The organism is Bacillus sp. LR_5, from assembly GCF_042709275.1.
The window spans coordinates 1-9,089 of the sequence record NZ_JAVAXX010000256.1 but is presented as its reverse complement, the minus strand read 5'-3'; the positions used below and the strand labels follow the sequence as shown (position 1 = coordinate 9,089).

The window sequence follows — 9,089 nt, the reverse complement described above, 5'->3', positions numbered from 1 at the left end:
ACGATAGATTGGGGCATAGGGGATGATCAATTGAACATTGAAAGGCTCACTACGTTACAACCTGTTTGGGATCGTTATGATACTCAAATACATAATCAGAAAGATAATGATAACGAGGTTCCTGTTCATCAAGTTTCAGATACCAATCTTGCTGAAATGGTGGGGGAAATGAACAAGCTTTTGGAACCTTCGCAAGTTCATCTGAAGTTCGAGCTTCATGACAAGTTAAATGAATACTATGTAAAGGTAATAGAGGACTCTACAAATGAAGTGATCCGCGAAATTCCACCAAAACGGTGGCTTGATTTTTATGCGGCTATGACTGAATTTCTTGGGTTATTTGTAGATGAAAAAAAGTAGAATAGGAGTGGTTTGAGATGGTCACAAGAATAACAGGTCTGGCGTCAGGAATGGATATAGATGATATTGTATCAAAGCTGATGCAGACAGAAAGAGCCCCGCTTGATAAGCTGAAGCAAAAAAAGCAGACTCTTGAATGGCAGCGTGACAGCTATCGTGAAGTCAATACAAAAATAAAAGAATTGCAAGATTATATGTCTAAAAATACGTTGACATATCCTAGCACGTATCAGAGCAAAACTGTGACAAGCTCTAATGAGTCTGTGTTAACTGCTACAGGAAGCGCAAGTGCACCAAACTCTTCTTCTACTGTTGAAGTGGCGAGCTTGGCAACCGCAGCAACGTATAAGGCAAACAATTATACGGGATACACTCAAGGCGATTACAATTTGGCATTTAACGTTGTAGCGCCTGGCGAAACAACGGCAAAAGCAGTGAACATTAGTGTGACGAGCGCCGATACGATTGATAATGTGATTTCTAAACTTAACAGCTCAGATCTAGGAGTATCAGCTTTTAAAGATAAAATTTGGAATGGTACAGAGTACGTAGAAACAATTGCGTTTTCTTCTAAAGCAACAGGTGCAGGGGGCAGCATACAGGCAGCAGACTCTGCTACAGCTGACTTTATGTCCGGCCAGCTTGGTTTTTCTTTGGATGCTGATAATAAGCTCACTGCTTACAAAGAAGGCACAAATGCCAAAGTCACAATCAACGGCTTTGAAATGGAGAAGCTGACAAACAATTTCACGGTGAATGGTGTTACTTACTCGATTAAAAATACAACTGCAGCCACAGGCCCTGTTACCACATCTGTTTCTACTGATGTTGACGGGATTTATAACCAAATCAAAGAGTTTGTAGATAAATACAATGAAATGGTTGACAGCCTGAATGAAAAGCTGAAAGAAGAAAAATACCGAGACTATACGCCGCTCACGAGTGAACAAAAAGAAGCCATGTCCGATAAAGAGGTAGAGCTCTGGGAGGAGAAGGCGAAAAGCGGATTGCTTAGAAATGATTCCAGCATCAGCACCGGCACGAACCAAATGCGGACTGACTTTTATACTCAAGTTAATGCGGATGGGAAAACCTATCAATTGACAGAATTCGGCATAACAACCTCAAGTGCTTACCAAATGCGGGGGCATTTAGAGATTAATGAAGACAAACTGAAAGCCAAAATACAAGAAGATCCGCAAAGCGTTGCCGCTTTATTTACAAGTGGGTCGAACAGCAGCGCCTATAGTGATAAAGGGATTATGAAACGCATCGGTGACACCCTAAAAAGTACGGTGAAGAGCATTGAAGCAAAAGCCGGCAACTCGACAATGGGAACCAATGATTATTCAATCGGTAAAAATTTAAACACGATCAGCACAGATATTACCAAAATGCAGGACCGGTTGACCACAATAGAAAACCGCTATTATACAAAATTCAGTGCAATGGATTCTGCGATTCAAAAAATGAACGAACAAGCGTCCTATTTATCACAGCTTCTTGTACAATAAATGTAATTTGGAGGATGACACATGGCGATCCAAAATCCTTATACAGCCTATCAGCAAAATTCAGTGAATACGGCTACACCCGGTGAACTGACGCTTATGCTGTATAATGGCTGTTTGAAATTTATAAGACTTGCCTCTCAGGCCATCGAGAATGATGATATGGAACGTAAAAATGAGAATCTGATTAAAGCGCAAAATATTATTCAGGAATTAAATTTTACACTTAACCGTAACATAGAGCTTTCCGCTTCCATGGGTGCGATGTACGATTATATGTATCGAAGATTGGTACAGGCAAATATCAAAAATGATACGAGTATGCTGGCTGAGGTTGAAGGCTATGTAACAGATTTTCGCGATGCTTGGAAACAAGCGATTCAAAGTGAACGGAAGGACCGGCACGGATCAGGCGGGATCGCATGAATAACATAGATCAACTATACACTGAGACGAAGAGTATGCTGTCACACATACAAAATACGCCGGAAAGCGATGAGCTTTTAAAACAAATTGAAGACTTTGTGGCTAAACGGTCTGAACTGATTCAGGAGATATCTCTGCCGCTTTCAGAAGAAGAGCGAAAGCAGATGAAGCTAGTGCTGACATGGGATCAGCTTATTGTGAAGGAAATGGAACGACTGAAGCAGTCAATCGCAGCAGAACTTCAGCAGATGAAAAGAAAACGTGTGATGCATACGACGTATTTAAACCCTTATAACAACATTACGATTGACGGCACATATTATGACAAGCGTAAATAGGTGAGTGCCTTGAAGAGCATTGAAGATTATACGCTTTTATCAGCTTATTATCATCTTCTTTTTACCATTGAAGAAGGGTTGTGTTATTTGATAGAGGCTGAAGAGAATTTATCAAAAACAGAAGGGGATCGGATCTACCAAGATCTGATCCAAGCCTTTTTTTATTTGGATTCAACACATTCAACACTTCTCTTCATTATGGATTCGCGGTGTGCTGAAATTTGTGTGAAAGCATTTGACCAAATTTTTGCGGAGTTTGATCAATTGGTCTCTTTCTCTTTTCCCTCTCATGAGTTCTGTGAGTATTTAAAGGAACATTTTCTGATTCATTATAGAAAATGGATGCTGTCTATTCATCAATGTATGGAACCCTTTTTAATCAATTAGGCGTGTGTGAGGTATTTGTTTCGTTCAATCAGCATATACATATACCTCCGAACCGCCAATAACAGAGCAAATACAAACAAAATTCGACAAAGTTCACTGAATTTTCACAAAAGATTTATGTTTCAGCAGGAATTGTAAAGGGTAAAAGAGAAATAGATACATATCCTTAATAAAAGGGAGGCGTTCTTTGATGAACTATAACATCAGAGGAGAAAATATTGAAGTGACACCCGCGTTAAAGGATCATGTCGAGAGGAAGATCGGCAAGCTGGAGCGCTATTTTGACCATAGCGTGGATGCTGATGTGAACGTCAACTTGAAGTTTTACAATGACAAGGAGTCTAAGGTTGAGGTTACGATTCCGATGACAGATCTGGCGCTTCGGTCCGAGGTGCATAACGAGGATATGTACAACGCAATTGATCTCGCAACAAACAAACTGGAACGTCAAATCCGTAAGCATAAAACGAAAGTAAACCGTAAATTCCGTGAGCAGGGCTCTCCAAAATATTTATTGGCAAACGGTCTTGGCTCTGATACAGATATTGCGGTTCAGGATGACATAGAAGAGGAGGAGAGCTTGGATATCGTCCGTCAGAAACGCTTTAATTTAAAGCCGATGGATAGTGAAGAAGCGATCCTGCAAATGAATATGCTCGGCCATAATTTCTTTGTTTTCACAAATGCGGAAACAAACCTTACAAATGTCGTGTACCGCAGAAATGACGGGAAATATGGCTTAATTGAACCGACTGAATAATGAAGAGAAGCCTTCCGTGATGTCCGCGGAAGGTTTTTGTTTTTCTTATTTGCAAATTCTTTGGAAATAACAAAAGGTATGATATGATAATGAGAGGTATACATGGACTAGTAAATTATTTATACATGCCTCTAAAATAGGCATGTGATGATAGAGGAGCGTTATAAATGCTTGGAATTTTAAATAAAATGTTTGATCCAACAAAACGTACGCTGAATAGATACGAAAAAATTGCTAACGATATTGATGCGATTCGCGGAGACTATGAAAATCTCTCTGACGACGCGTTGAAACATAAAACAATTGAATTTAAAGAGCGTCTTGAAAAAGGGGCGACAACGGATGATCTTCTTGTTGAAGCTTTCGCTGTTGTTCGAGAAGCTTCACGCCGCGTAACAGGCATGTTTCCGTTTAAAGTCCAGCTCATGGGGGGCGTGGCGCTTCATGACGGAAATATAGCGGAAATGAAAACGGGGGAAGGGAAAACATTAACGTCTACCTTGCCTGTTTATTTAAATGCGTTAACCGGTAAAGGCGTACACGTCGTGACTGTCAACGAATACTTGGCAAGCCGTGACGCTGAGCAAATGGGGAAAATTTTCGAGTTTCTCGGTTTGACTGTCGGTTTGAATTTAAACTCAATGTCAAAAGACGAAAAACGGGAAGCTTATGCCGCTGACATTACTTACTCCACAAACAACGAGCTTGGCTTCGACTATTTGCGTGACAATATGGTTCTTTATAAAGAGCAGATGGTTCAGCGCCCGCTTCATTTTGCGGTAATAGATGAAGTTGACTCTATTTTAATTGATGAAGCAAGAACACCGCTTATCATTTCTGGACAAGCTGCAAAATCCACTAAGCTGTACGTACAGGCAAATGCTTTTGTCCGCACGTTAAAAGCGGAGAAGGATTACACGTACGATATCAAAACAAAAGCTGTACAGCTTACTGAAGAAGGAATGACGAAGGCGGAAAAAGCATTCGGCATCGATAACCTCTTTGATGTGAAGCATGTCGCGCTCAACCACCATATCAACCAGGCCTTAAAAGCTCACGTTGCGATGCAAAAGGACGTTGACTATGTAGTGGAAGACGGACAGGTTGTTATTGTTGATTCCTTCACGGGACGTCTGATGAAAGGCCGCCGCTACAGTGAGGGGCTTCACCAAGCGATTGAAGCGAAGGAAGGGCTTGAGATTCAAAACGAAAGCATGACCTTGGCGACGATTACGTTCCAAAACTACTTCCGGATGTACGAAAAACTTGCCGGTATGACGGGTACAGCTAAGACAGAGGAAGAAGAATTCCGCAACATCTACAACATGCAGGTTGTCACGATCCCTACCAACAGGCCTGTTGTCCGTGATGACCGACCGGATTTAATTTACCGCACGATGGAAGGAAAGTTTAAGGCAGTTGCGGAGGATGTCGCACAGCGTTACATGACGGGACAGCCTGTTCTCGTCGGTACGGTTGCCGTTGAAACATCTGAATTGATTTCTAAGCTGCTTAAAAACAAAGGAATTCCGCATCAAGTGTTAAATGCCAAAAACCATGAACGTGAAGCGCAGATCATTGAAGAGGCCGGCCAAAAAGGCGCAGTTACGATTGCGACTAACATGGCGGGGCGCGGAACGGACATTAAGCTTGGCGAAGGTGTAAAAGAGCTTGGCGGGCTCGCTGTTGTCGGAACAGAACGACATGAATCACGCCGGATTGACAATCAGCTTCGAGGTCGTTCCGGACGTCAGGGAGACCCGGGGATTACTCAATTTTATCTTTCTATGGAAGATGAATTGATGCGCAGATTCGGAGCTGAGCGGACAATGGCGATGCTGGACCGCTTCGGCATGGACGACTCTACTCCAATCCAAAGCAAAATGGTATCTCGCGCGGTAGAATCGTCTCAAAAACGCGTCGAAGGCAATAACTTCGATTCGCGTAAACAGCTTCTGCAATATGATGATGTTCTCCGCCAGCAGCGTGAGGTCATCTATAAGCAGCGCTTTGAAGTCATTGACTCTGAAAACCTGCGTGAAATCGTTGAAAATATGATCAAGTCTTCTCTCGAACGCGCAATTGCAGCCTATACGCCAAGAGAAGAGCTTCCTGAGGAGTGGAAGCTTGACGGTCTAGTTGATCTTATCAACACAACTTATCTTGATGAAGGTGCGCTTGAGAAGAGCGATATCTTCGGCAAAGAACCGGATGAAATGCTTGAGCTCATTATGGATCGCATCATCACAAAATATAATGAGAAGGAAGAGCAATTCGGCAAAGAGCAAATGCGCGAATTCGAAAAAGTTATCGTTCTTCGTGCCGTTGATTCTAAATGGATGGATCATATTGATGCGATGGATCAGCTCCGCCAAGGGATTCACCTTCGTGCTTACGCGCAGACGAACCCGCTTCGTGAGTATCAAATGGAAGGTTTTGCGATGTTTGAGCATATGATTGAATCAATTGAGGACGAAGTCGCAAAATTTGTGATGAAAGCTGAGATTGAAAACAATCTGGAGCGTGAAGAGGTTGTACAAGGTCAAACAACAGCTCATCAGCCGCAAGAAGGCGACGATAACAAAAAAGCAAAGAAAGCACCGGTTCGCAAAGTGGTTGATATCGGACGAAATGCCCCATGCCACTGCGGAAGCGGGAAAAAATATAAAAATTGCTGCGGCCGTACTGAATAGTTCGCCCCGGCAAGTTTACTGACCGCGGCGCCTGCAGGCGCCTGCGGATCTTTTAATGAGGTGAATGAAATGGAATTATCAGAAATCAGAGCAGAGCTCGAAAATATGGCTTCTCGTTTAGCGGACTTTAGGGGGTCTCTTTGACCTCGAATCAAAGGAGGCCCGCATTGCTGAGCTAGATGAACAAATGGCTGATCCGGAATTCTGGAATGATCAGCAAAAAGCTCAAACGGTTATAAATGAAGCAAACGGTTTAAAGGATTATGTCAATTCGTATAAAAAATTGAATGAATCCCACGAAGAATTACAAATGACTCATGATCTTTTGAAAGAAGAGCCGGACACTGATCTCCAGCTTGAGCTTGAAAAAGAACTAAAATCATTAACAAAAGAGTTCAATGAGTTTGAGCTTCAGCTTCTTCTCAGCGAACCGTATGATAAAAATAACGCGATTTTAGAACTGCACCCTGGTGCTGGCGGTACAGAGTCACAGGACTGGGGCTCTATGCTTCTTAGAATGTATACAAGATGGGGAGAGCGCCGCGGCTTTAAAGTAGAAACACTCGATTATCTTCCAGGTGACGAGGCTGGAATCAAGTCAGTGACATTGCTCATCAAAGGACATAATGCTTACGGGTATCTCAAAGCAGAAAAAGGTGTCCATCGTCTTGTGCGGATCTCACCATTTGATTCATCAGGCCGCCGCCACACATCTTTCGTTTCATGTGAAGTCATGCCTGAATTTAACGATGAAATTGATATTGATATTCGTACGGAGGATATTAAAGTTGACACGTACCGTGCAAGCGGCGCGGGCGGACAGCACGTCAATACGACGGATTCAGCCGTTCGGATTACTCACTTGCCGACGAACGTAGTTGTGACATGCCAAACGGAGCGCTCACAAATTAAAAACCGTGAAAGAGCCATGAAAATGCTGAAGGCCAAGCTGTATCAGCGCAGAATTGAAGAGCAGCAGGCAGAGCTGGATGAAATTCGCGGTGAACAAAAAGAAATCGGCTGGGGCAGCCAAATCCGTTCTTATGTATTCCATCCGTATTCCATGGTAAAAGATCATCGGACCAATACAGAAATGGGGAACGTTCAAGCTGTAATGGATGGTGACATTGATACGTTTATTGATGCCTACCTGCGTTCTAAGCTTTCATAAGCTGAAAAACACACCTGATGCATACGGGTGTGTTTTTTTAATTCCTTATATCCTTGATTTCACTGCTGCTTTAGCATATTACCACTGTATTTGGGTGTTATTTACATCTAATCAGGGAAGGATTAAAATGCTATCGGAGAGCATTGGAAGAAACGGAGGATATATGATGGACGTACGGAATAAAACATTGTGGATTTTGCGGGATTATGTATACATATTGATAGGAGCAGCGATTACGGCCGTGTCCTTTAATGTATTTTTGCTTCCGAACAAGATTGCCGCCGGCGGTGTCAGCGGGATCAGTACGATTTTACAATCATATGGTTTTGAAGCAGCGTATGTACAGTGGATTATTAATATCCCTTTATTTATTGCTGGCGTCATTTTGCTCGGTGGGAAATTTGGGCTAAAGACGCTTGCAGGTTCTGTGTTTTTGCCGCTAGTAGTGTTTCTGACAAGGGATATTCAGCCCGCCACTCATCATGAACTCTTGGCGGCGATTTTTGGCGGTGTCGGGATAGGTATCGGAATTGGTATTGTGTACTTAGGGAAAGGATCGACGGGAGGAACAGCCTTGGCTGCACAGATCATTCATAAGTACTCCGGTCTGTCATTGGGGAAGTGTCTCGCCATCATTGACGGAATGATCGTTGTTACGGCTATGATTGTATTTAATATTGAGCAAGGCTTATATGCCATGCTTGGCGTCTATGTGTCCAGCAAAACCATTGATGTTGTGCAAGTCGGCTTTAATCGTTCAAAAATGGCGCTCATCATTACAAAGCAGGAGCAGGCTGTCAAGGAGGCTGTCTTACAGAAGATTGACAGAGGCGTGACAAAAATTTCTGCAGTCGGCGGATATACTGACGATGACCGTCCGATTTTAATGTGCGTGGTTGGGCAAACTGAATTCACCAAATTGAAACAAATCGTCAAACAGATTGATGAGTCAGCTTTTGTGATTGTAGCAGACGCGAGCGAGGTGCTGGGCGAGGGTTTCAAACGCGCTTAAACGAGGTTATAATATGGAAGAGATCGTAAAGGAGTTGTGCTTCTCAACATGAAATCAAAGTTATCGATACTAATGATTGGATTTGCGCTTTCTGTTCTGTTGGCTGCCTGCGGATCAAACGATGCAAAAGAAGAGAAGACAGACACTGGCAGCAAGACGGAAGCCACTGCATCTGAAGGGGAAGAATTATATCAGCAAAGCTGCGTAGGCTGCCACGGCAAGGATTTAGAAGGTGTGTCAGGGCCTAATCTCCAAGAGGTCGGAGGCAAATACGATGAACACAAAATTGAAAGCATTATTAAAAACGGCCGCGGCAATATGCCAAAGGGGCTTGTAGAGGATAACGAAGCCGCTGTTATTGCCAAATGGCTGTCCGAAAAAAAGTAAGATAAAAACATCCTTGCCGAGTGCCGGCAAGGATGTTTTTATGC

At 42.9% G+C, this 9,089-nt stretch carries 10 protein-coding genes; all 10 read left to right on the top strand.

Features of this window, described 5'->3' with window-relative positions:
• The first annotated feature begins 30 nt into the window (after positions 1 to 30).
• The 10 genes from flaG to cccB all read left to right on the top strand — a co-directional run bounded on the left by flaG (position 31) and on the right by cccB (position 9,045).
• Entirely contained in the window at positions 31 to 360 is a 330-nt protein-coding gene (flaG, locus tag RAC86_RS30490; protein WP_015714794.1) for a flagellar protein FlaG, read from the top strand.
• Between the two features lie 17 nt (positions 361 to 377).
• Positions 378 to 1,874: a flagellar hook-associated protein 2 gene (locus RAC86_RS30485; protein WP_033884626.1), complete on the top strand. Its 1,497-nt coding sequence runs from the start codon at positions 378 to 380 to the stop codon at positions 1,872 to 1,874.
• 21 nt (positions 1,875 to 1,895) lie between these two features.
• Positions 1,896 to 2,297 carry a flagellar export chaperone FliS gene (gene fliS, locus RAC86_RS30480; RefSeq protein WP_003219733.1) on the top strand — a complete coding sequence of 134 codons (402 nt, stop codon included), beginning with the start codon at positions 1,896 to 1,898 and terminating at the stop codon, positions 2,295 to 2,297.
• Positions 2,294 to 2,635, top strand: coding sequence for a flagella biosynthesis regulatory protein FliT (fliT, locus tag RAC86_RS30475; protein ID WP_014481040.1), 342 nt, complete (start codon positions 2,294 to 2,296; stop codon positions 2,633 to 2,635). Before fliS ends, fliT begins: the two co-directional genes overlap by 4 nt.
• Before the next feature lie 9 nt (positions 2,636 to 2,644).
• Complete coding sequence (locus RAC86_RS30470; RefSeq protein ID WP_003244377.1) at positions 2,645 to 3,022, top strand: DUF8042 domain-containing protein; 378 nt, start codon at positions 2,645 to 2,647, stop codon at positions 3,020 to 3,022.
• Positions 3,023 to 3,212: 190 nt separating this feature from the next.
• Positions 3,213 to 3,782, top strand: coding sequence for a ribosome hibernation promotion factor (hpf, locus tag RAC86_RS30465; protein WP_003228031.1), 570 nt, complete (start codon positions 3,213 to 3,215; stop codon positions 3,780 to 3,782).
• A gap of 167 nt (positions 3,783 to 3,949) precedes the next feature.
• Positions 3,950 to 6,475, top strand: coding sequence for a preprotein translocase subunit SecA (gene secA / locus RAC86_RS30460; protein ID WP_003228033.1), 2,526 nt, complete (start codon positions 3,950 to 3,952; stop codon positions 6,473 to 6,475).
• Positions 6,476 to 6,544: 69 nt separating this feature from the next.
• Positions 6,545 to 7,646 (top strand): peptide chain release factor 2 gene (prfB, locus tag RAC86_RS30455; protein WP_010886623.1). Its coding sequence is split into 2 segments (ribosomal slippage): positions 6,545 to 6,616 and positions 6,618 to 7,646, totalling 1,101 coding nucleotides; the frame shifts between segments, so codons are not numbered across the junction.
• A gap of 166 nt (positions 7,647 to 7,812) precedes the next feature.
• A complete protein-coding gene (locus tag RAC86_RS30450) occupies positions 7,813 to 8,658 on the top strand; it encodes a YitT family protein (RefSeq protein WP_003242677.1) in 846 nt (281 codons plus the stop codon).
• Between the two features lie 48 nt (positions 8,659 to 8,706).
• Positions 8,707 to 9,045 carry a cytochrome c551 gene (cccB, locus tag RAC86_RS30445; RefSeq protein ID WP_014481036.1) on the top strand — a complete coding sequence of 113 codons (339 nt, stop codon included), beginning with the start codon at positions 8,707 to 8,709 and terminating at the stop codon, positions 9,043 to 9,045.
• The last annotated feature ends 44 nt before the right edge of the window (positions 9,046 to 9,089 follow it).